14 protein-coding genes are annotated in these 23,424 nt (G+C 60.5%); 8 read left to right on the forward strand and 6 right to left on the reverse strand.

What is annotated here, in order from left to right; all coding sequences use genetic code 11:
• The first annotated feature begins 3 nt into the window (after nucleotides 1-3).
• From M2360_RS24340 to M2360_RS24370, 7 genes are all read left to right on the forward strand, one after another.
• Entirely contained in the window at nucleotides 4-978 is a 975-nt protein-coding gene (locus tag M2360_RS24340; RefSeq protein WP_280777989.1) for a hypothetical protein, read from the forward strand.
• 256 nt (nucleotides 979-1,234) lie between these two features.
• Nucleotides 1,235-4,618, forward strand: a complete 3,384-nt coding sequence (locus M2360_RS24345) for a hypothetical protein (RefSeq protein WP_280777990.1) — start codon at nucleotides 1,235-1,237, stop codon at nucleotides 4,616-4,618.
• A gap of 80 nt (nucleotides 4,619-4,698) precedes the next feature.
• Complete coding sequence (locus M2360_RS24350) at nucleotides 4,699-5,523, forward strand: hypothetical protein (RefSeq protein ID WP_280777991.1); 825 nt, start codon at nucleotides 4,699-4,701, stop codon at nucleotides 5,521-5,523.
• Between the two features lie 42 nt (nucleotides 5,524-5,565).
• On the forward strand, nucleotides 5,566-7,050 hold the full coding sequence (locus M2360_RS24355) for a hypothetical protein (protein ID WP_280777992.1): 1,485 nt from the start codon (nucleotides 5,566-5,568) through the stop codon (nucleotides 7,048-7,050).
• A 3-nt stretch (nucleotides 7,051-7,053) separates the two neighbouring features.
• Nucleotides 7,054-9,984 carry a penicillin-binding transpeptidase domain-containing protein gene (locus tag M2360_RS24360; RefSeq protein ID WP_280777993.1) on the forward strand — a complete coding sequence of 977 codons (2,931 nt, stop codon included), beginning with the start codon at nucleotides 7,054-7,056 and terminating at the stop codon, nucleotides 9,982-9,984.
• A 17-nt stretch (nucleotides 9,985-10,001) separates the two neighbouring features.
• Nucleotides 10,002-13,292, forward strand: a complete 3,291-nt coding sequence (locus M2360_RS24365) for a hypothetical protein (protein ID WP_280777994.1) — start codon at nucleotides 10,002-10,004, stop codon at nucleotides 13,290-13,292.
• Between the two features lie 74 nt (nucleotides 13,293-13,366).
• Nucleotides 13,367-15,637 carry a hypothetical protein gene (locus M2360_RS24370; RefSeq protein ID WP_280777995.1) on the forward strand — a complete coding sequence of 757 codons (2,271 nt, stop codon included), beginning with the start codon at nucleotides 13,367-13,369 and terminating at the stop codon, nucleotides 15,635-15,637.
• Nucleotides 15,638-15,851: 214 nt separating this feature from the next.
• Here M2360_RS24370 and M2360_RS24375 read toward each other — a convergent pair whose 3' ends face one another.
• From M2360_RS24375 to M2360_RS24390, 4 genes are all read right to left on the reverse strand, one after another.
• Nucleotides 15,852-16,250, reverse strand: a complete 399-nt coding sequence (locus tag M2360_RS24375) for a hypothetical protein (protein WP_280777996.1) — start codon at nucleotides 16,248-16,250, stop codon at nucleotides 15,852-15,854.
• Nucleotides 16,251-16,607: 357 nt separating this feature from the next.
• Entirely contained in the window at nucleotides 16,608-16,925 is a 318-nt protein-coding gene (locus M2360_RS24380) for a hypothetical protein (RefSeq protein WP_280777997.1), read from the reverse strand.
• Between the two features lie 31 nt (nucleotides 16,926-16,956).
• A complete protein-coding gene (locus M2360_RS24385; protein WP_280777998.1) occupies nucleotides 16,957-18,876 on the reverse strand; it encodes a hypothetical protein in 1,920 nt (639 codons plus the stop codon).
• A 294-nt stretch (nucleotides 18,877-19,170) separates the two neighbouring features.
• Entirely contained in the window at nucleotides 19,171-20,214 is a 1,044-nt protein-coding gene (locus tag M2360_RS24390) for a LysR family transcriptional regulator (RefSeq protein WP_280777999.1), read from the reverse strand.
• On the opposite strand from M2360_RS24390, the gene M2360_RS24395 reads away from it, so the two are divergent.
• Entirely contained in the window at nucleotides 20,189-21,196 is a 1,008-nt protein-coding gene (locus M2360_RS24395) for a 2,4-diacetylphloroglucinol hydrolase (protein WP_280778000.1), read from the forward strand. The genes M2360_RS24390 and M2360_RS24395 overlap by 26 nt on opposite strands.
• A 311-nt stretch (nucleotides 21,197-21,507) precedes the next feature.
• On the opposite strand, the gene M2360_RS24400 is transcribed toward M2360_RS24395, so the two are convergent.
• Entirely contained in the window at nucleotides 21,508-22,257 is a 750-nt protein-coding gene (locus M2360_RS24400; protein ID WP_280778001.1) for an SDR family oxidoreductase, read from the reverse strand.
• A 123-nt stretch (nucleotides 22,258-22,380) separates the two neighbouring features.
• Entirely contained in the window at nucleotides 22,381-23,295 is a 915-nt protein-coding gene (locus M2360_RS24405) for an AraC family transcriptional regulator (protein WP_280778002.1), read from the reverse strand.
• Nucleotides 23,296-23,424: the final 129 nt, after the last annotated feature.

Genomic DNA, 23,424 nt, shown 5'->3' on the forward strand with positions numbered 1-23,424 from the left:
GTCGTGGCAAAACAATCGAACAGGCAAACTCTCACCAGACGCTACGAACTGGATGAAATGCATCATGGCAAACTTGTGGCCGAAAGCGACGGGCCGGTGCATCCAGGGGCCGACTATCGAAGGACATACAAGACACGCGGACTGGATTGGTCCGATGCCCTCATGCCCCGCAACCTGATCGGCGATGTGTCGTTGTCGAGAGTTCACGTAGAACAGGGCTGGAAGCAGCGCGGCGCTCTGGTGTTTCGCGCTGTCAGTGTCGGCGGTCGCGGGATTGCGGCGATGAGGACGCGTTATCGGTCCGAGGCCGGCGACGGCGTGCCAGGCCGCGACTACCAGCAGACAACGGTCGTCTTCCTGCGCAACATTGAATACTGGTCCGACATACCCGACGGGTTCTTCGGGTGGTGCGCCAAGAACCTGATGGCAGAGCCCGACCTCTTCGGCCAAGAGACGGATACGGCTCCCTTGCGGCGGATGGAACTGGGCGCGAGGGCGAAGCGCGACGAAGACTGGCTATATACGCTGCCGCCTCGCCGATTGTTGCGTCTGAACCAGCTCTTCAAGTTTATTGGCCGGAGCGGCGCCGGTGTTTTTGGCTCGGTGGAAGCGGACGCCGCCGAATGCGAGGCAGAATTTGCCGACGATCTCGATACCCTGACGCGGACGCGCGATCGCATCAGCATTCATGCTGGTAACGGCTTGGCGGTCAGCGTCGGTCTCGATCCCTCGCTGATGCCGAAGAGTATACGTCTGACCGAGACGTTGCGCGACGAAGGTCATGCCGGAAGTCTGTCGGCGGAAACATCCGCGCTGCGGCGGTATCTCTTCGAGGAACCGAACACCATCCAGCCCGCCGAAGCCAGCAAGAGCGCAACCGGCATGGACTTTTCATCCCGCAAGCGCGACAGCCTTGGCCGGATCATCGGATACGAGCCTATCAACATGCCTTGGCGCCAGCACAGTTGGCAGCACTGATCCGCTCCCGGAAATTCCGTATATTCGCTGCCGGTAGGCCTTAGAGTATTGCGGATAGTTCGGCACACCCGCGCGCGTGCTTTTTCCCCCTCTTCCCAGTTGGGATTTCTTGACCTCCGTCAACGGAGTGGTGGGATTCGTCCCAAAATGAAAAAAAGGCGCCATCAGCGCGTTCTCAACTTGCAATGGCATGTTTTGCCAACATATTATGAGCGCCTGGCGGAGATGATGCCGTATCATTGCTCGGGCTTCTTGAATGATAAAATACAATCTCGCAGGCACCCATAAAATTATCGAGACCGGGCCGCTGACTTCAATTGTCGCTGATGCCGATGCCGAAAGTCCTTTGATTTCCTTTTATCACGATAGACTGAAGGTGGGGCAGTCGATCGAGCTCAAAGTTGTGCCTCGTATCCAAGCGGCGCCGTGGTTGGAGCCGTTTCTGAAAGATCCGCGTGGGGATGCGACCTTACGTCCGGACGGCGAGGTTCAGCTATGGGTGCGGTGCAAGAGGCAGTCGACAAGCGACGTCGCTCTCGACGCGAAGCAGCTCGCAGATACTCTTGAGCGACGCAACCTTGTCATTCAGCTTTTCTATTCCCATGAGGGCAGCAGCAACGATCTCCCGATCGAAGTGAATGTGTCGCACGTTGAACTGATCACCAAGCATAGTCCCGAGTTCAAGCTTGAGCAGCGCGTGGTCGACGTTCTCACGCTCAGCCGAAGCGATCTGGGCGTGGAAAACGGCCTCATCGTAGTTGGCCATTTTACGGCCACGCCCATGGTCAGCGCCTTGCGCTATGTCGGCCAGGACGCGCATATCCGGCTTGAAATGAAAGTGACCTGCCAGGGACGGGATGGCGAGCGACAGCTGAGAGTGGATTTTCAGAAGGCCGACGACGGATGGAGTTCGAGCATCAGTGGGACCGATCATCTCGTCGAGACCCCGTCGCGCGCGGCCGGGCGGGTATCGGCATTTCGCTGCCTGCTCAGCGCCGCGGAACTATATGAAATCGCACAGGGCGGCTCCGGGCTCAACCTTACCGTGGGCTGGCGATTCGCGGTGGTTTCCGACAATGCGACACGCGCCGACAGGTTCGACGCGGACATGCGACAGCAGCAGACGCGCGTGGAGTTTGCGGAGGGCGAGGTGGTCCAGGTCAAGCTGGGCGCCGACAAACGCATCATTCCCAAAATGGGCGTGGAGATGTTGCTCACCACTGCCGATTGGACGTCTTCGCCCATTCCATTCAATTCATCACCGGAACACGTCGGTAGTGCGCGTTTCAAGTTCGACGTCTTGGCTCTCGACACGGCATTTGATTTGCTTGATGTCTACGCGAGGCTGTTTCCCGCAAGAGGTAGTGAAGAGGGGAGGACGGAGGATTCCTCCGCCCCGGCCGACGCATGGGTGCTTGCGGAGAATATGTCGCTCCACCGGCCAGTGGAACTGAGCATTCCGCTTGGCGAGATGCTGCTAGCCAATGCGAACGGCTCGCAGTATGTCGAAACCGGCCGCCACATGCTTCAACTCGATATCGTCGCATCCTCCGAAGACGGCGGACTGTGTAAACGCGGTCAATTGCTTCTGGCGATAAATCTGCACCCAAAGCTGTCGGGACATCTTGTTTGTGTCGACCTCGGAGCCTCTGCGACCTCGATTTGGTTCGGCCGCCCGGGCCTGACGTCGGTCGGGGATCATCTGAGACTCGGCGAATTCATCTACCAGGTCGCCGGAACGCATTCGGAATACACGCCGAATGGAAAGAACTACCTTCTTCCGAGTGACGTCGGACTCGATTCGGAAATGCATCTGCGTTCCCAGTTCGACCCGTTGTCGCTGCGCGACCCCGGCGAGCTGGGCGGCGACGATGTGGCAGTGAGCCGGCGACTGAGCGCCCGCAATCGTCACTATGATGTTTCCGTACCCTCGCTGTCGTTCGACCGCGCGGATGCCAACCAACGCAAGATCATACGCGACTCCAAGCGTCGGCTGGTTCTTGGTCCCACAAGCGTTCAGGTTGACGACGTCGCGGAACTTCACAAGGGTTTGCTACGGCGCACGACCGAGGTCTCGATCGGGACGCTTATCGAGGACACCATGTCTGAACTCGGCGAATATGTCGCGCCGGGCGCCCTGCTATCGACAAGCAGCCAGATCTTGAACGACGCTGGCGGCACCCTTTTCGACGTCTGGCGGAAGGCCGCGCCAAGCGATATTACTGCGGTGATCACCCATCCGAGCGGAATTCAGGATCAGAAACTTGAGATTTATCGCCGAGCCGGACGGCGATTCCTGGAGGCCTTCTCCGGGGTGCATGACGCCGCGGGCCTGCGCGAACCCGTGCTCGTGCCCGAAGCCATGGCTGCGGCCTATTTCGGCATCGGGAAAAAAAGGTGGCCTGCCGACAGCACCCACACCTTCGCCTGCGTCGATATCGGCGCAGGGACTTTCGATGCCAGCCTGGTCGAGGCAAATTTCGATGGCAGCGGTCTCGTGCGCGACTGGAAGGTCCTGGCTCATTTCATGGTACCTGTCGGCGGCGCGCAGCTCGATGCGAGCATTCTCCACGCCATAGACTCGATATTGACGAACGCTTTCCGGTCAGGCCAGACGCCTGCGGCGGAGGGCGTCCGAGATCTCCGGCTGCTGGACAACGCAGGCGGCCATCGCGCGCTCCTGGCGCGGGAGATCCAGGCCGCCAAAAAGCGGCTGACAGCGGAACTCCTCAAGGTGACCAATGGCGTGGAGACCTTCGACTGGCCGGCGGGGCGCGGCCGCGAGATTCCTTTTCGACTCAATCTGCGCAATGTCGTGGAGGCTCGCGAACGCGGCGCCCGGCTCGCAGCGAGGCGCGTCGTATTGTCGGATGGCGATGATCCGATCGGTGCCCTCTCGGTCGAACTGTCGCCCGGCACGGGGCACGAGTTTTGGCTCGAACTCGGTGCGGAACGCCTGGCAGGTGAGGTCAAGGTACCGTTGCGCGACGATCCGAGGACCGTCGTGCGCTTCCTGGGAAGAGCGCTGCCGGCCATGTTGGCCCGGGAGGCGCACTGGCTTGGGCCCAGCCGGCCCAAGCCGACCTGGATCATCACCGGCCGGACGAGTCTTTGGCCGCCTCTGTTCAGCGAAATCGCCAGGACGGTGAAGGAACTTGGGGGCGGAGCCCTGCTGAAACCGACGCCTTTTGAACCGGAAGAAATGAAGAACGCCGTGGTACTGGGAGCCCGCGAACTCGCCCATAGCAGCCTCAACTTGGGTGACAGGGCGGTGCGGCCGCTCGCGATCGTGCGATGGCGTCCGGCCTTCGATGGAGCGCCTAGCACCAACAGCATAAATTCTGTCCATTATCTTGAGACCAGCGGCTTGCCGAAGGGAGAGAAGATGATCGATGCGGCACCTGACAGCTATGTCGTCCGGGCATTGCCGGGCCTTCATCATGATGAGCACAACAGTTCCATAAGCCGGGACGAGATCATCCACCTGTTCAACGTTTTCGGGCAGTCGCCGGTCGAGGAACTGATCAAGATCGACCATCAGCCCGGGGGACCCGACAAGGTGAAACTGGAGTGGGAAAGAGACGGGACGTCAGTGCACATACATACCGGCAGCTACGCTATGGCGTTCAATGATCACTAGACTTGGGTGAGCCGGGAGTCTGGACGGACATCGCGGGTCGTCGAGCAGGCAACAGCAATCGTGCGCCAGCGGGAGGCGTTATGAACGACATTTGGATCTATATCCTCATTGCGGTCGCGCTGGTTATTCTTGGCACCGGGATCATCTATGCGGCAAATGCGCGTCGTGACGCTGAGCAGCGCGTCCGGCGCATCCAGCAGCTCAAGGATGATCTGCAGTCCAGTATCGCCGGCATCGTCGGTTGGGACGCCGGCGGCAACTTACCGGAGGATTGGGACACACGCCTGCAGCTCCGGCCTCAGGGCAGAGACGAAGATGCCGCGTCCCCGCAAGGTTATTCGGAGCCGCTGACACGTCTGGCCGACCTCGCCCAAAGCGAGCTTGCGACATGCGTGCCGGCGGGGTTGGCCGCCATCGTCGCGACGAGCTTCACGCCGCTGGGTTCGGTCGAGAGCGAGCACTCTCTACTCGTCGAGACCATGGCGCGCGTATCCGGTGATCCGGTGGCTCTAGCGCATGCGCTGTTCGACGGGCACCTCGATTCGCTCTTCGTGGTCGCCTCGCTGCTCGAAACGTATTTTCCGGAGTCCGCCCCGGCCGTGCCCTACCGGTTCGCTTCCGCCGCGATTGCTGCGGCGCTCGCCCGCCAAGACATTCTCGTCGTCGTTCCACGGGCGCTGTCGACAGTCAGCCGGCATGAAGTCGATCTGGTGACGGAAGAGGGAAGGCGGTTGCACGAGCACTCGGAAATTCGTCGCGTGGCGAACCGATTCTGCTCGCGTATTGCCGCCAACCTTTCCTCGGACGAGGCCATGGCCGTGCTCTGCGTCGCGCCGGGCTGGCTAAGCCGTGACGGCCGGCGACAGGCGCGCGTTCTGGTCTGGGACCGCACTTGGAGCATCTGATTGCAGTAAGGCAGGGACGTTTGGGAGAGTTGGGACAGGGCGATGGCAATCGGTGACTTGATAATTGGTCGGATCGGCACGCCAAGAACCTTGCGGTTCGTCGGAACGAGCCGTCCGTCGGCGACGCGTCCGGTTGCGCTCGAGCCGATCTTTTCGGAAGTTCCGATCGACGAATATGAAGAGATCGAGCCGCAGCACAAATATCGCTGGCTGCCATGGCCCGGCGCGGCCGCCTCATCCCAGCAGCAGCGAAAGCGGCGATCGCATAGCCTGATCGACGTCGTACGAACCTATACCAACCGATTGACCTATGGCTTGGCGAACGGCAGCGAAACGATCGAAGTGCCGTATAATCACATCATCTGCCAGTCCAGCAAAGGCGGCATCTTCGATCCCGACGCCAACCCCTCTATCGAGAGCGACATCGAAAGCCGCCTGGCGATGGAGTGCAAGGGATTGTATGACGTGAACGTCGGCATCCATGTTGCTTGCCAGGTGTCCGACCGGTTGGCGAACCAGGACGTGGAGATGTTCCTCGGGCCGGGTATCTTTGTGCCCCAGCGGGACGAACAACCCGTAGGATGGTTGCGCTTCTATCCCGACAGGGAAAACCCCGCCCGCTACAACGAGCCGTCATTCGAGTACGGACAAAGGGCGGCGCTTTATCGTCGGCAGACCGGATTGAGTTTTTCGATCGACCACGCGGTGACGCCGGCGACCTTGCCTTTCAACACTCAAAACGACGGCCGCGCGACCCATTTCAACCTGACCTCGCTGCCGCCGGGACGCGCGACGGCTGGCCATTGGGCGAATCTGCAATCAGGGGGGAAGAGCCGCACAAGACCGATACTTAGTGCGCAGCCCAGCCCCGCGCCGGGCGTGGATCAGAGCTGGAGGGTCGATTTCATCAGCGAGAACCGACCACCGGCGCGCCTTGATCTGTGTTTGGACCGCAGGCCATCCCGACTGTGGCGGCATCCGCCCGCGGGCAACCCTTTCGAGATTCTGGAAATCAGGCTCGATCTTCAGGATATAGGCGATCAAACCAGCCGCCTGTGGGTCGATCTTGACGCCGGCGGAATGCTGATCGGTTCTGCTTTTTCGCAGCCGGCATCGTCGATTTGCTGGGAGGCCGGTGCCATTTCCATCTACGACTGGAGCAAATACCGCTTCGATGAACGGTCGGGTCGCGGTCTGGTGGCTCAAGAATCCTCGCGGGATTTCATTCGGCTCGTGCGACATGATCGGAAGCCGCTCGGTTATCTGTCTCTGCCGGCGACCGAAATGTCGGTCCTATTTTTCGAGGAGTTCTGGCTTCACGATGCCTACCATCTGGATTGGCTCGATTTTTCCGGAGGAATTGAGTTCGCCGATGGCAAGAAGGTAGGACTCGCGGCGGCCTTCGCGAACGCCGGCGACACCGACCGCTGGGCCTCGAGCCGCTCCATCGGCCGTGAGGTGGGCCGGGTCGCTTCTCGCACGCTATGGCAGATCGGCCCGCTTGTCGTCGCTGCAATGGAGGGTTGATCGTTGTTCCGCAACAAGCAGAATTCCGATCCGCGCACCCGTGTTCCCGGTCGCTTTCGAATGTCGCCGATCCTTGTCACATGGCTGGTATCGGTCGGTTTCGTCGTCACGCTCGGGGTGATCATGATCGAGGCACCCCGCTGGATACTTCCCTACTTTTCGGAAAACCGAAACTGGGTAAAGTCGGCAGAGGTGAGGTCAGCATCTGCGCTTGTCGGCGACGTCTTTCAGGCACTGGTGAAGAGCGGCGCGGTTTGGCCGCGGCGCCGTGGCGAGGCCATAGCCATCGCGCACGCAGCATGCAACACGCTGGCGGATGACAGCCCGGAAACCGTGCCGTTCGCGGAAGGCAAACCTGCCGGACCTGAGGGCACGGCGGCGGTGCGAGAATTGTGCAATACGTCTCAAGGAGAGCGTATCCGCCAGGAAATCGCGTTCTTCAACCGCCGAAATCAGATGGTGGCAATACGCGATGATCGCCTCTCGGCGCAGGCTGTCAAGGATGATGGCGTAACTTGCGCGGAAGGCGGCCGGCGCTCCAGCCTCTTCGTGCCGGCGAAATGCATTCCCAATGCCTGGAAGGCGCGGCTATCGGAGGACGGAAGACCGGCTGCGCTTACCGGCGCGGAGGCGATCCCGATCCGCGAATATGCATTCATGGCCTCGACGGAGGGACCGTTTTTCGGCGATTGGGCAGCTGTCGTCCCCGTCATCGTCGGCGAAAATGGCGCCGATATCGCTAGGCTGTACGACCTTTCCTCGCAGCTCCTTTTCGCCGAGAAAGCGATAACGATCGAAACGATCGGGCAGATCCAAAAGCTGACGATCGGAGGCGAGGCCGTGACTGTGACCGACGGACGGTTATCGAGGCGCTACCTCACCGTCGCCGGCCGGCGCTACAGCGTCGAAGTCGAGACGTGGTGCAATGACGACAAGCTGGGATGGGGTGATCGTCTGGGCTGCAATGTCACATCCGCGAAAGGCCGGGCGATTGGCTCCCGGGTGCGACTTACGGGTCCCAGGGACCGGGTCGAGGATGTCAGCGTCACGATCGCATTGTCGAGTTTGGTGGAGCGTGGCATCCGCGTCGCCGCGGCCGATACCGATATCAATCTAGGCGGCGGCACGCAGCTGCGGATGACCTGCAAGCGGGGTTTGACACCGCCGGACGACGGCGAGGCGGCGGAGGGCGTCAGGAGGACGGGTTGCCGCGGCCTGGGTTGGAATTCCTCGGGCGAGCATGAACATCCGCAACTGGTCGTACCCGTCATCACCGCGGCTGGATCGAAAGGAAGCCTGCTCGATGACACCGGCATGCTCACCGAGGACGCTTTCAAGCTCGGCATGGCGGACTTCATCGGCTTCGGTGTAGATGACGGCGGGTCGCTCGCTTCCGTGCTGGCTGGCCGCAGCAAGGAACGCAGCAAACCCATCGACCTCACCATCGACCTGGACATGCAGGCGCGGGCACAAGATGCCCTCGAGGCAAGGAAGAACTGCAACTATGCCCCGCCGAGATCGACCTGCATCGCCTCCTTAGTCATCATGGAGGCCGATGGTCGGCAAGCGGGGGACGTGTTGGCCGCCGTCAGTACCTTGACGCCGCCGCGAGGCCTCTCCATGTGGGACATCATCACTCTCGAGACCGCGATGCCGGCTCGAAGTCCGCTTGCCGCCCATGCGTGGCGTGGGCATGATTTCACCGCCAAGCCGGGCTCGACGTTCAAGGTGGTGACCGCGCTGGCGGCGATGCAGGAAGTGCTGGATCACGGAGATCAAACGCTTACAAAACTATTGCTGGGTACGGAGGATCTCAAACTCGTCGTCTCGACGCTCGGCCTCGCCAAGTCGCTTGGGTCTGCCAAAGGCACGAAGGCCGACGAAAAAAAATGCGATAGTTCTGATGACCTGAGCATGCTCGGGAGTTTCGACACCCTGCCTGTGACGGATGCTCTCGGACACCGCGTCGTCCGCTGCCTCACCAATTCTGATGGGCCGCACAAGCTGTTTGGAGACGGCGTGCTGGCGGGGACGGTTTCGCGATGCGATGACACGGACCCGGGAAAACGAACTGGTGTCTGCGAATCGTTGATTGTCTCTTCCAATCTCTTCTTTGGTGGCCTGGCCTTGCTGCTGGACGCCGAGAAACTCGTCGAGCCTGGATCGCGGCGCGAGCGACATGAGGCTGTTCCCGATCTCCTGATCGCCAAGATGTCCGAGCGGTTGTTTCCCAATGACCCCGGCCGGTCCCGCGTGACGAAGCCCGATGGTTCGACCGCCCTGGGCGATTGCCCGCCGGGGCCGGCCGACGCGGTCCTGCCGTTCGATCCTTTTTCCGTCTGCATCGATAGCGCCTCCCGGCTGGCCACGAGCCCTCTGGTGTTCGAGGCTGCGTTGGCGACCGACGGGCCGCGCAAACTCGTGCTAGCACAGGGGGGATTCGGCCTAACCGTACGGGCGACGCCGATGGTAATGGCCTCGATCCTCGCTTCGATTGCCACAGGAAAGATCGTCAGGCCGCATCTCCTCCCACCCGAATTGCGAGGCACTCCGGTTGATGGCGTCGAAGGCCAACCTCTACTTCAAGCGTCGCCAAGCTCGGAAGCCTTGAAAGACGAACTGCTCGACCAGTTGCGGAGAGGTCTGTGGGGTGTCGCGAATGTGAAGACCGGCACCGCAACCTCAAATGCCAATTTTGACAGCGCCATCAGGGAGCATGTGTTTTCCAAGACGGGTACCGCCAACTTGACGCTACGCGAGAGCAGCTACGCTTCCTGGCTGGTCGGTTATGTCGAGCCGCCTGGAGGCGCCTCGGGCATTACGCGGCGGCTCGCTTTCGCATGCCGTGTCGCGCCCACGGCCAACGGCGGCGCCAGTGCGTGCGGTCCGATCATCGCGCGTTTTTTCAACGGATTGCATAAGGAACGCAAATGACCGGGTGGCGGCGAAGAATGCTCCTCGGTCTGTCGCGGTGGACACCGCTTTTTGCGCGCTATCTGATTGCATTGGCCACGACATTGACGATCGCCTGGTGGGCGACGGCCGCCAACGTGGCGCTGGAGAATGCACCGGTCTTTACGGCACTGGATCATCTGGAGTTCCCGCTCGCCAAAGGCAGTGAGGTGGTGATTGGCCGGGCGGAACTCGGCCAGCCCGCCCGCGCCGACAGTGCCGAACTTCAACATGTCAAATTGCGCCGAGCGGCCGACGGGACAGTCCTGATCAGCCGGGCGGCGGTCGAAAAGAAGCTTGATCTGGAATTTTCCGGCATCGCCGACGACGGGCTGAGCGACCGCTATGAGATTGTGTCGGACGCTTCTGAAGTCCTTCCACCGACCGGTCTGCGGTCTGATCTGCCCGACGGCCCTACAGACGTTTCCCGTCCCGACGGCAAGACGCAGGCGGCCACCAGCCTCCTAATGGGCAGCCAGGAGGTGCGCATCCAGCAGATCGGCGGCACGCTCAAGATTGAGGTCAAGCGCACCGGAGCCTCTGCCGCCACTACGCTCATGCTCGACTTGGGACGCCGCGAGTTGTCATCGAACGGCAAGCTCTTGCCCGAATGTTTTCCACCGGAATATTGGCCGCTCACGTCGCTCTATCGCCGAGTTCAGCTCGGACTGGTCCGGATGTTGACCGATTGGGAAGGCGTCATTTCACATGACGTACGTCCCTATCTGCTCCCCGACAGACTGGCCGTGCTCGGGGGGCCGAAATCCTGCAACGCGCCGCTCGGCTATGTGGCCGTCGCCTTGCCGGACGCGGATCCGGGAGCGGAATTCGAAATCACAAAAAATGGCAACGACGGCCGCCTTTTCCTGTCGTCCCTTTCGGGTGGGAGCGGCCTTTCGGCCGAATACAGGACCGACTTCGCGAACGGCCGGAGCGTGAAGCATCTCGGACTAACGGGCATCGAATGGCGTGTCGCGCTGAAACGGGCAAGTCGATCCGACGACAAGCCGGACGGTGACGCCACCGAGGGGCTGAAGTACGATCTGGACGGCGTCAACGCCTTCACCGCCGGGCGCACACATTATCTCATCACCGCAAGTCGCGACGAAGCGGAGCCCATCGTCATCGTTCCCGACAGCAAGAAATCGCTCTATCAGGCGTCGGTCTGCGCCGATGCCGCGCTAACGAAGCCGACCGGCGAGCAGGAATCGGCCAACGGAGGTGACGGCAAATTGCTCGCCAACACTCCAGCCACTGTGGCGGCAGAGGATTGCCCGCCCGCGATCCAGAGTTTGACCTCGGGACTTACCGCGGAAAATATGTTCCCGGCCCAGCAGCCGACAGCGTCCGAGCGACTCTTCGGGGCCAGGCACGTCGTCGAGCTCGGCTCGATCGAGCGCGGCCTGCGCGCTGCCACGATTCTGATCTGTGTGCTGGCGGCGCTCTATGCCCAGTTGAGTTCCGATTCCACTGCGCGGGATCAGCAGTCTTTCGCGATGCGATCGCTGACGGTCATGCGCAGAGCCTTCCCAACGCTACTAGTCGCCTCGCTTGCCATCCTGCCCGAGATCGCCAGCCGTCTGGACACCTATCTTCATCCTGGAACGTGGACCCTCGTCCTGTTCTGGTCCCTGGTCTCAAGCTGGTTTCTGACCACGACCTTTGTTGCCAAGGACAGCGTGGGCGGCGTCTTCCTTGGCCTCATCTGGTTCATTCTGACGGCGATCATCGCCATCGGTTCGGTCTCGATGCTCACGCTCAGCAGTGAGGGACCGAATACGGACTGGATACGGTTCTTCGCCAGGCAGAAGCTGATGGCGCTCGATCTGATGCCTTTGTTCGTCGTTCTGTCGGTGACGATGCCGGCATCCCGGCTTCGCCGCATCGTCGGCAGTCACGTGGCCGGCCGACCGGCATTCCAACGCGCCGGTATCGCCGCTCTGATGGCCTTCGGCGCTCTCTTCATCGCCTGGGCATTCCTGGGCACACAACAGGGGCTCCTCTCGATCCAACCGGTCGAGGCGGGGAAATTCGCCGTGATCGTGATGGCGGGGACGGTGCTGGCGCAATGGGTGATCCGCTCCCGACGCATTTCGCGACCGTTGTGGAGCGTCTCGATCTATTACGTAGGCTTTACGATCCTGTTCCTGGTATTGCTGGCCGCGGTGCCGGTCCTGAAATCCGATTTGTCGCCGTTGATCATTGTCATTCTAACACTGACGATCATGGCGTCCGGAACACTGTCCATCAACGCGCTCAGACTCTTCATGCGTAGGCGGTCGGACGATGAGGCCTTGCAAAAGGTTCCTTTGCTCTTCATGCCCGGGCGCGGCCGGCGCAGTTGGTGGAGACTGTTGCTGACCCGGTCGGGTTGGTTCCGCGCTCAAATCGCATTGGCTCTGCTGATCGGTGTGGGGGCGGTTCCCGTGGCCTATTTTGCAAGCAACCTCGCGGTCGAATGGAGCGTGGGTGTTTCGGGTTGGAGATGGGACGATCCGCCCGAGAAGCAGATCGCGACGCTGCAGGCGTCGCTGGGCGAGGGGCGTCGGCTGCTGAAGGAGCGGCTCATGAGTTGGGCCGACTTGCGATATGCGCCGTTTGGCAAGACCGCGAAGGATCGCGCCGTGCAATTGCGTGATCTCGACTTCCAGGTTCTTCGCTCCCGCTCGGTGATCGCGCATGCTTCCTGTGGCGTAAGTCCCGAATTCGCCTCCGGCCCGCTAGGCACCGGGCCGGCTTTGGTTTGGGTCACGGAGCAGATGCTGGATTATTCCGGGGCCTCCTCGATTTGCGATCCACTGATTTCCGACGGCCCGCCGCCCGTCGCCCGGTGCAGTCCGGCCAGCGCGCTGGCGCCGGTGCGTCCTCATTGTGTGCCCGTTGTTCAAAGCGATTTCGCAGCCACGTTCCTAATAGGTCGGCACGGGGTCGGCGCCGCTTCGATCCTCCTCGTGTTCCAGATCGCTTTCGTGATCTGTGCGATGTTCGTTTTCGTCCTCCTGCAGAAACGGAACTCGGAAAACCCGTTTGAGATCGGCGCCGACCAGATGATGGCCAACGTCGCTCTCGGCGTGGCGGCACTCTATTTGGCGCAGTGGATATTGTCCTGGTCGAACGCGCTTGGGCTGCTGCCGGTCATGGGGCAGCCCATGACTTGGCTGTCGGCGGGGACCAGCCATCACTTGTTCATGGCCATCCCCGCCGCGATAGGGCTTATCATCGCGACCCGGCTCGTCGGCATCCGGGAGCCCGCCATGATATTCCGCACCCCCCCTCACAACAGGGTTTGACATCAGCAACCATTCTAACGATACTTGTTCCGGGGCGCTCAATGCAGTCCACTGGGCTCGTTGGAGCAATTGCGATGACCGACTATTTCTCCGATCCAAGAAAAGCCGGCCAAGCCGAGGGTTTCAGTCTTTCACGTGTGTTTTCGGCAAAGAATATCCTGCTTCCGATGCTTGTCGCGGTGGGACTAATCGCCGTTATGATGACATCTTGGACGACATATAAGGGAATGGTGAGTTCGTTCGCCTCGGGTGACGCCTGGTATGCGGCGGTTGGGCTAACGGCGATCGCGGTCGCCGGCATGATCACCTGCTCGTATTTTCTGGGGCAGGGCCTGACGAATATTTTCGCAGGCCGGCGGGACGGATTGCTCCGCTACTTCTTCATCGCGCTCGCTTATTTTCTCATGGCCGGCATGTGCTGGCTGTTTTCGTTTTCGGGCTACTATCAGCTGTTCAGCCAAACGACCGGTAAGGACGCGCGCGACTTCGGCTTGATCCTGTCGGGATTTCCCGGCGACGCCTTGGGTGATCTGAACACCAAGGCGCATGACATCGTGACGAACGTGCCGGATGACCTCCGCGCCAAGGCGACGTCGTATGCCGAGAAGGTTCGAAAACTGGACGCGAGCTTTACCGATCCCAAGAAGAAAGCCGAGCGGAGGACGGCGCGTGAGGAAAAGGAGAAGCAGCTTTCGATTGAGTTCGCCAACGACCTGAAGAGATTGCAGACGAACGTCGACGATCTACGCAAAAACATGCAGGAAAGGGCGAAATCGGCGAAGGAGCTCGATGAAAAGCTGAAAGCGCAAACGGCCAAGAAGGATCAAGCAGCAAAGATTTCGGATCGGCTGGAAAAGGCTCTGAAGCTGGAGTTCAGGGATCCGGGTGAAGAAAAGGTTCCCATTCCAGCCGCCTCTGACGCAGGCAAATTGCTGAAGGACGTAGCGGCGTGCCAAAAGGATCGGGACTCCGGCGCGTCGTCGGGTCCATGCTACAAAGCAATCGCCGTCGCCCTTGAGGCAAAAAAGAATGAACTGTCTGATCTTGATAGTGAGGTAAGCAGACTCGTCACTGCGCAGAAGAATGCCGGTGTCGATGATCGCGTCCTGGCCAAGCAGTTCGAGGAGGCCACGGAAGACCTGAGAGTCTTTAATGAGGATTCGGAGAAAAATAAGCTCACCCTCAAGGACAGAAAGGCCCCTGACGATCTCGCCGGGAGCTTGATTGCGTTCGGCACAATTCCGACCAAGGTCAAGTTCGACCAGATTGCGGCGGAATGCATCAACACCGTCGACGCCTTGAAGTCCGACAGCGGTTCAGAAGGTGCAGACACCGATTGCGGGCAGTCGGAGCTTGCGGTAGCGCTCGAAGCGAACGACACCAGAGTGAAGAGCGCGCAGGCATATATAGATGTTTGCGAGACAAATATCGTCGGAAATGTGAATGAGGTGGTGAAACGCCTCGAATTCGACACCGTCAACAAGGAAACCGACGCGCGCAGGAAATTGCTGTCCGAGGCGCTGGCTGAGGTCCGAACCGACATCGAGAAGTGCATGGTCAGTGCGAAGGCGCTTGGTCTCGAGACGGCCAGCGCCGAGCAGAAGATGCGTGCCTATGCGCTGAAGAACGATCCGAACCAGGACAATGTGAGCGCAGCGACCGAAATTCTCGGCCGCTTTTGGCGCAACGAAGCCAATTCGAACGACTATTTTCCCGCCGCCATGGCGCTTATGCAGGAAATCTATTTCCTCTTCGCAAAGCTAATGATCGATTTCATCACGGTCGGGGGAGGGGCGAGTGGTATCCGCTACCGTGACGATACGGACGATGACATCGATTGGGCGCCGAACGAAGGCGACAGCCCTCGGGCGCGTGCCGCGAAGAACATCCTGCGTATCGGCGTGCATCGTGGCAGTTCGATGCAACTGGATCCGGACTTCGACAGCGGCTTCGCGCAGGATGTCAAGGCGGAGATGCGGCGTATTCTCAGCGAGCTGATCATTGCCGGAAAAGCCTCCAACAATTGGTTTTCCAGTCGTTTCACGGTGACGGCCCGAGGCCTGGCGACGCTGGAGGACATGATCCGAAGCATGGTTCGGCGCAAGGCGAAGGCGGCTGCGTCGGCAGCGCAGCCTTCCGAGCCGGCATGGGTGCGGCCGCGTTATCCCGACGAGGTCCCGCCCGAGCAGCCTCCAGTCCGCGAGGTGGTGGAAACAGTCGTCAAGGCACCGATCAGGAACGTAGAACGCATTTCGGATGCCGAATCCGCCGAGAATAAAGGCAAGCGATCGCATGATCCCCATCAGATCGTTCGGCTGCGCTTCGACCAGCGTCCCGAAGCGTAAGCGGCCTTGGGGGCGAGCCTTCGTGGAATGCCAACGATCAATGAAAGGAAACCATGAGACTGAGCCGATCCGATGGGCCGGCCTTCAGTCCCTGCTATAATCAACCGTGGCGGCCGCGAGGGCCTCTTGCCGCGAGCAACGGGACGAACACCGACTGGCCGCCGCTCATCAGTTGCGCCTCCGGTCGGTGTTCGTCCTGCTTGGGGAGTTCCTCCTAGAACTTCTCGGGCGTGTCGACGTCTAGGCCGAATTCGTGCATGGCGAGTTCGCCGAAGGAGAGTGGCGACTCGTCGAGCTCCTGGATGTGGTGATCGACACCGGCGCGGGCCAACGGCAGCAGGCCGTGATCCCCGTCGAAGGCACCGGCCATGACTTTGATCGCCGGAATCTGCGGATATTTCACCGCGTCTTCAACGATTTCGGCTTTGTGGTCAACGACCAAAACCCTTTGATTGAGCCCGATGAAGGACTGGGCGACAAGGTGGCCAAAGCGGCTGGCGCCGATGATCACGACCTGCGGCGTGCCCTCGTCGATGGCCTCGGCTTCCGCCGCAAGGCTCTTGTTCCAGCGCAGGAAGCGCTCTAGCGCAGAGATCGAGATTGGGGTGAGCAAGCGCCATGGGCAGAATGACCACCGCCGTCAGCATCGCGTTGACGTCGTTGTCCATCAGGCCGATATCGTCGTGGTGAAAAGGAAGAAGACGAATTCGCCGCCTGCGCGCTCATCGTCGCGGGCTACAGGTAGCGCAGTCTTAGTACGGCTGTCGTCGTGGCCCATATAAGACAACAGCTTATAACCATAGATAACCAATTCCGATGAGGCAAATCAGAGGTATCTAAAATGCCGGAACTGAGCTAACTTTAGATCAGTTTCCCGGCATAGTGGTAGCGCAGCCCTAGCGCAATTGCGACTACGGGCCTTATAAAACAATAGCTTTTAACCATGGATAACCAATTCCGATTCCAAAGGTCACAGGTTCGAATCCTGTCGGGTGCGCCATTCCAGTACAGAACTGCGAACCGCAAAAGCCGCCGTTTCCCCGCTCGAAGCGGCTACGAGGCTTTGCAGCAGGTTCGATTTCGTCCCCATGATGCGAACCCCATCGTCTGCGACCTCAACGCGCTGGGCAAACGCGCGCAGGTGATCCCGCCGATAGCCGCCTCCTTCGATCCGCAGGCTGCTGCGCGCGGCTTGTGAAAGCGCGTCGATCATGTCTGGCGTAACGGCCCGGCTCTCGGCGTCACATAACAGATTGTAGCTGCCATAAAGGCTGCGCGAGCTAAACACGGAATCTCCTAACTTCTGTTGACGATCCTGCTCAGGAGAGCGAGCGCAAACGGCGGCGAACCTCATCTGCATGAGGCGCGAGCTGCTCGATGCAAAGCCGGTAGATAAACCAGCAAGCATAAATCGCATCCCGTCCGCCAAAAACCCACTGATGCAAAAGCCCGTGCGCCATTCTATGGCGAAGCGTCGGCCCAGCCTGATGGTCGAACATGTTTTCGATCTCGAACACGACGGCATCGCCAATGAGGTCTTCGAGCGGTTTGCGCCATTCACCCGACGGATCGAGCAGCGTGGATAGCGTTGCGCTCGATTGCGTCAGATCGGATTTCAGACGCGTCGTGTCGACATCCGCCGCGTTCAGCACGTAGCGCAGCGAGTTTTCGAGCTGCGGCACGAGAAGATGTGCCGCCTCGATAAAGTCACCGTTGAAGAAGTGGAAGAAGCCGCGGCCGAAGAACGCTTCGTGGTGCGGCGGCACAAACGGGCTCATTGCCGCTAACGTCGTCAGCACCCGCTCATCTGGACCGTGATCGAAAACGATTTGATAGCGGCCCGGTTCGATCTGCCCCGCCACAATAAAACCACGCCTAATCTGCTCGTGCTGGATGATCTGGACCCGAATGTTTGCCTCGTTGGGGGGACTAGCGAAACCGCCGGCAGGCGGCGTTCGCGAGGCGGGCTTAAAGGTCTCATCGTAGATCACCGAGGCGAATAGGCTACCAAAGGGAGATCGTCCGATGGATTCTTCTGCCTCCCGGCGAAGATCCGCGACGGCGGGTGAGCGGCTTTGTCCGGCGTAGATGAGAAGAGCATCCGCCAATTCATTGCCGCCCAATTGCGCCTTGGTCCCCTCGACAATTTCGGAGATGTCGGTCGAGGATGAGATCGGCGCCATGAAATCGGCGATGTCACCCTGCTTGCGCACCAAACGTGCTTGCAGGTCAGCGCGTCTGGCATTCGTGCCTCGAACTCGTCGCAACGTCGCAATGGCCTGCTCAAGCCAATGGGTCTCGTGCATAGGGCTTTTCGCCATACGATCGGCAGTTTCGACCAGTCGCTCCGCGACCTGAACCATAGCCCGGTCGGCATCTACTTTTCGATCGGCACGGGAATAAGCGCGAGCGGTCAAACGCCAAAGTTGCTCCGGCCCGTCTGAGTCGCCCACAGCGGCCCTGGAAACGGCAAACGCTTCCGCCGCTTTCGCAAGACTAGCGGCCCTCGTCGTCTTGAAGTCCAGTTCCAGATCGCTTGCCCGCACGAAGCCGAACACGTCTTCGCGCTTCAGCGCCCGTTGCCGGACCTTCTTAGCGAGTGAAACGAGATCATCTGTTCGTCCGCCAGCCCAGCCAATCTGCCGTTGCAGCACGCACGCACGGCGCAGCAGATCGAGCGCGCGAGGGTCGCTTGCCTCATTGCGGCGGCTTCGCATCTCGGCCTTACCAGCCAAGAGGCGGCGGACGCACTCAATATAGCCGTCGATCGCCAATCGCGCGGCATCGTGCTGCTTGGTGTTCACCCACGCGAGATCGGCCAGCCGTGCTTTGAGGGCCGGGTGATCGGCTTGAGCCGCCAACTCGCCGAATACCAACGACTGCTTGCCTCGATACGTCAGGGGCGTTGGACTTGATCCCGTCGCCCACGCCATCAGCGGTGTGAACGGTTTCAATGGCTCGCCTGCCTGTAAACACATCGTACAAACACCGCCCAGAAGATTGTAGACGGCTGCCTTCTCTTCGTCGCCGCCCAACTCTGCCGCATCGCGCGCCGTCGAATAATGTCGCCACAGCACCGAGCAATCGACCGAACGCTCGCTGGAGATCGGTATCTCTGGGTCGGCCGCTAAGATATCCGCGAGATCGATTAGAGAAGGTTCGAATTTTTTCCCGGTCTGAGACGCGTCGGCCATAACTGGAATACTCGTTTGGAATTTCAGCAATCCTTGCACGATCACGGCCCATATGCGACTGTTTTGGCCCTGACTTGGAATCATTGCGGTATTAGAGCGCTATAACGGTAGACATAGTTCTCATCATCGCGCGGTGCGCCAATTCCCCTCTTTGGTGCGCTGCCTCCTCCGAAACGATGTTGACGCAATGATCGGATGATTGCTGGGGGGGATTAAGACGGAGAAATGGCGGCGTTTGGCGGTATAGATTTGGTCATTGACGCGCCATTTCGCTTTGTCTGCGCCGCTGTATCGCCGCCCGTTTCGCGGGAAGCGGAAAAGGCGCGCGGAGGGGAGAGCCTATCGTTTCCTCCCTCGCAGGCGTCTGAGCGCTTCGGCGACGAGATCGCGCATAAAACGGTGTGCCGGGGCTTTGTCGCTAGCCGCATGCCACACCAGTGTCAGCTTTGCCGGCGCAAGGCCGATCTCTTTGGGAAAGGGCCTGACCGACAGGTTGAAATATGCCGCAAAACGTTCCGCCACCTGGGTATGGACCGTCGCAATCATCGGCGCCTGAGACACGATGGCCGGGATCGTCAGCAGATGGGGCGTTCGCAGCGAGATGTGGGGCCACACCTCCACACGTCCCAAGGCGTTGAGGACTGCGTCTCCGTCGGCTCCCTCGACCGCCAGCATCGGATATCGCTTGTAATCGTCAAGGGTTATCGCATCGCCGATCCCCACCAGAGCGGCGTTGAACACCGTATGATAGCCTTCGGAATAGATCACGCGCTGCTTGTGGTAGCTTCGTCCCCCGGCAAAGGTGCCGATGGCGAGATCCAGCACGCCCATCTCCAGACCATCGGCGACATCGACCCCGTCGATGGGAATGAGCTTGAGCGAAATGCCGGGCGCCTTTTCCAGCAGCAAGGCCGTCACCGTTGGAATGAGCAATGCTTCGGCACTGTCGGTCACGCCCATTCGAAAGGTCATTTGCGCAGTTGAGGGATCGAAAGGCATCTGCTCCGCAAACAGCATGCGGATCTTGCGCATTGTCCCCCGAAGCTCGGCTTCGAGACTGACGGCCTTCGGCGTCGGCGCCATGCCGCCGGCGCTCCGCACCAGCAATTCGTCTCCCAGCAGGCGTCTAAGACGCGCCAGATTATGGCTCATGGCGGGCTGCCCAAGAGAAAGGCGCTGCGCCGCGCGTGAGACATTCTTCTCCTCCAGAAGCGCCTCCATCGAGATCAGCAGGTTGAGATCGATTTTTTCAATATCAACCACGTCGATTTCCTTCATAATTCTGATCGATTTGAATAATGAGGAGCATGCCTTAACTTCAGGGTCAAGCCACCAAACGTCACCAAGGACCCCGCTGATGACCCAGTCAATATCGCGTCGCACGCTTCTCAGGAGCGCCCCAGCCGCAATCGTTGGAACCACGTCTGCTGCCCTCCTGACACATCCGGGCGTGGCGCAAGCGATCTCTGCCGCCGAACCCGCGACGCGTGGCGATGCCTATGGAGACTGGAGCGCAGTCACGTACCTTCCCCTGCAATGCCAAAAGCAGCGCATCGTCAATGAACAGGCGGTGCGGACCACGCCTTATGCAGACTTTCTCGACACGGATCTGTCCGTCCCTTCGGCTTCTGCGAAGGCCATCCAGTTCGGGCCACTCGACCCCGGCGAGGCTCCGACACCAAGTGCCCAGAACCTCAACCGCCTGATCGATCCGTCCTTCAAGACGAAAGACAACGGCTATGCCGTTCTTGGCGGCCAGATGGCCTATGCGCAAAGCCGCATTGTCATGCCCGGCGTGACCACCGACATGTTCAAATGGTGGTTCACCTGGCATCCTGTCGAAAAAGAACGTTACATGCTCTGGTTCCCCCAGGCGCATATCGACACCAGCGTCGCCGACCCGGCTCGCCTGAAGGATACTTCGCTGAGCTACGAGAAGCGGCTGTTCAACAATCCCAATCGCATCCAGGAATGGATCGGCCCAAGCCGTCTCGACGCCATCATCCATTTCTCCGAGCCGGCGGCGCTCGGCTTCGACGCCCAAGCCCTGGCGCGGGAAGGGTTTACCGCTAGCGCCAGCGCCGTCTGCTATGCAACGCCCGCGCCCGATATCCCGTTCACGCTGATGGTCCATATTGCCCGCGACACAAGCGCCGGCATGGAACTCTTCAGCCGATACTGGATCGGGGCCCATGCGGACATGGCGCGCTTTGCCAATGCGGAAAAGGCGCCGTCCATGCTGCAGCATATTGGCTTCAACGAGCAGGTTGCAGAAATGACGGCTTATGAAATGTCGGTGCACGACATGACGGAGTTCAACCATCTCGCGCGCATCCTGCCCGGGATTCATCACGCATTCGGGTAAAGAGGGGCGAGCCGACGTCGGCCATAAGCGCCCCGATCAAAAGAGGGCTGTCGCGTAGACATAGCTCTCATTATCGCCCGGCGCGGTGCGCCCATTTCCCCGAATGCGGGCTATCATAACGCAATCGCCATCTATTGTGCTTTGGACTGGATATACAGAGGCCGGCTCCCTCACGCCGCATTCGAGAACAGCGGCATCCGGTGGAGAAGAGGTCGTGTTTGCTGAATGCGAAGATGGGCGACGGACAGGCGGCTGCGGGGTGGCCGCTGCCGCGCGGTGATTGTTCTTTGATGATCAGGACGCTTTTATGCTCACCGATGACGGGCCTCGTAGAGCGCGACCGCGTCGGTGCCGCTCGGAAACTGAAGTCGGCCTGATGTGTCATGGACCGCGTCCCAGACCGCCTCTGCGACATCCGTTTCCTTCGTCGTCATGGCGGGGTTTGCAAATTCCGCAAAAATCGGCGTCGCGAAACCGGCATAGGCCGGCGGGATCAGGTCTTCGATCCGCAGGTCCGTATTTTGCGCGAAACGTGTCGTCGGGGCATAGCCAGACTCGATCAGCTTGGCGCGGATGTCGAAATAGCCAAGCTCATGGGCGAGCGAGCCGGTAAAGCCCTCGATCGCCTGTTTGCTGGCGGTGTAGGCCGCCGCCAGCGGCATGGCGGCCAGCGTCACGCTCGAGGTAACATTGACGATCACGCCGGATCGGCGTTCACGCATCTGCGGGATGACGGCTTGGCACATGGCCATGACGCCGAATGTGTTGGTGGCGAAGACCTTGCGGATATGCGCCATCGGCGTCGCCTCGAAAGCGCCGACAACGCCGATGCCGGCATTGTTGACCAGCGCGTCGATAGGCCCCGCCGCCGCGACGGCGGCGGCGATGCTCTCGTCATTCGTCACGTCGAGCGGCAGAAGACGCAACCTGGGCGAGGCAGGCAGGAGGCCAGGGTCCGGGCGGCGCATGGTGGCGATGACATTCCAGCCGTTGTCGAGGAAAAAGCGCGCCGTTTCCTGGCCGTAGCCAGAGGATGCGCCGGTGATCAGGATCGTCTGCATGGGAACCTCCATTCGTTTGGTATGGTTCCCTGATAGCGTTGATCTTCCGGACGATCTATCATCTTTAGTCCGTACTTATTGTTCAATCGTCCAGGTCGGAAACAAACAGCCCTGCACTTGATCTCAGGCGTGGCTGAGGCTGCCATTCATCCGGGCAAATTGTCCGGGCGGGCAGCCAAGCCGCTTTCGGAACGCGGTGCTGAAGGCGCTTGCGGATTCGTAGCCGATGTCGTCGGCGATCCGGTCGAGGGACTTTGCGCCGCGCAACAAGGCGTCTTTCGCGAGCGCCATCCGCCAGCGGACGAGATATTCGATCGGGCCGCAGCCGAGGGCCGCACCAAAGCGCGCGGCAAAGGCGGAACGGGACTGACCGGCGATGCGGGCGAGACTGGCCACCGTCCAGTCGGCGCGCACATCGGCATGCATCGCCGCAAGGACTCGCGCCAAAGCCGGATCGCGCATGCCGTGCAGCAGACCGGCGCGGTCTTCGCCCATGGTCTTTCCCTGCGAGCGAAGGGCCTCGATGAGAAGAACTTCGAGCATCCGCTGGAGGATCATCTCTTTGCCCGGCTCATCGCCACGGCACTCCGCCGCGATGAGATCGATCAACTGCGCAAGCCGTGCCGATCGCCTTTCGGACGCAGGAATATGGATCATGCGCGGCAACAGCGCCAGCAGCAACGGCGCATTCGCCGCCTCGATGCGAAACGTGCCGCCGAGCGCGGCGAAATCCGCTTCGCCGTCCTGCTCGCCATGGCGGACGGGCGCATCCATCGGGTCTGCAGGCGTCCCGATCATTCCGCGACGACTGCTCAAGGTAAAGGCTGGAGTCGAGGGCAGCAGCAGAAATGCGCCCGTTTCCAGCGTCAATGGTTCTTCGCCCTCAAACGCAATCCAGCATTCGCCCTTGAGAATGATCGAAAAGCCCGGGGCGTCATGCGCGCCATAGCGCACAGCCCAGGCGCCCCGACCGGTAATGGGCTTCGAGATGGCCGTGTTTGGCCGAAGCAGGGCGATCACATCGCTGAGAGGGTCCATGTGGATGATCCGTGAATTATTGTGAGCTGAAATTATGGATCGTCCAAGGCGACAAGTCCAGCGCCGGATGGTGGCGTTGATTGGTTCTGCGATCAGCGCCCTTGCCTGCCTTTTCGACGCCCGCCCATT

Origin of the sequence: Rhizobium sp. SG_E_25_P2, from assembly GCF_029892285.1 — a bacterium.
Classification (GTDB): Bacteria; Pseudomonadota; Alphaproteobacteria; order Rhizobiales; family Rhizobiaceae; genus Rhizobium_E.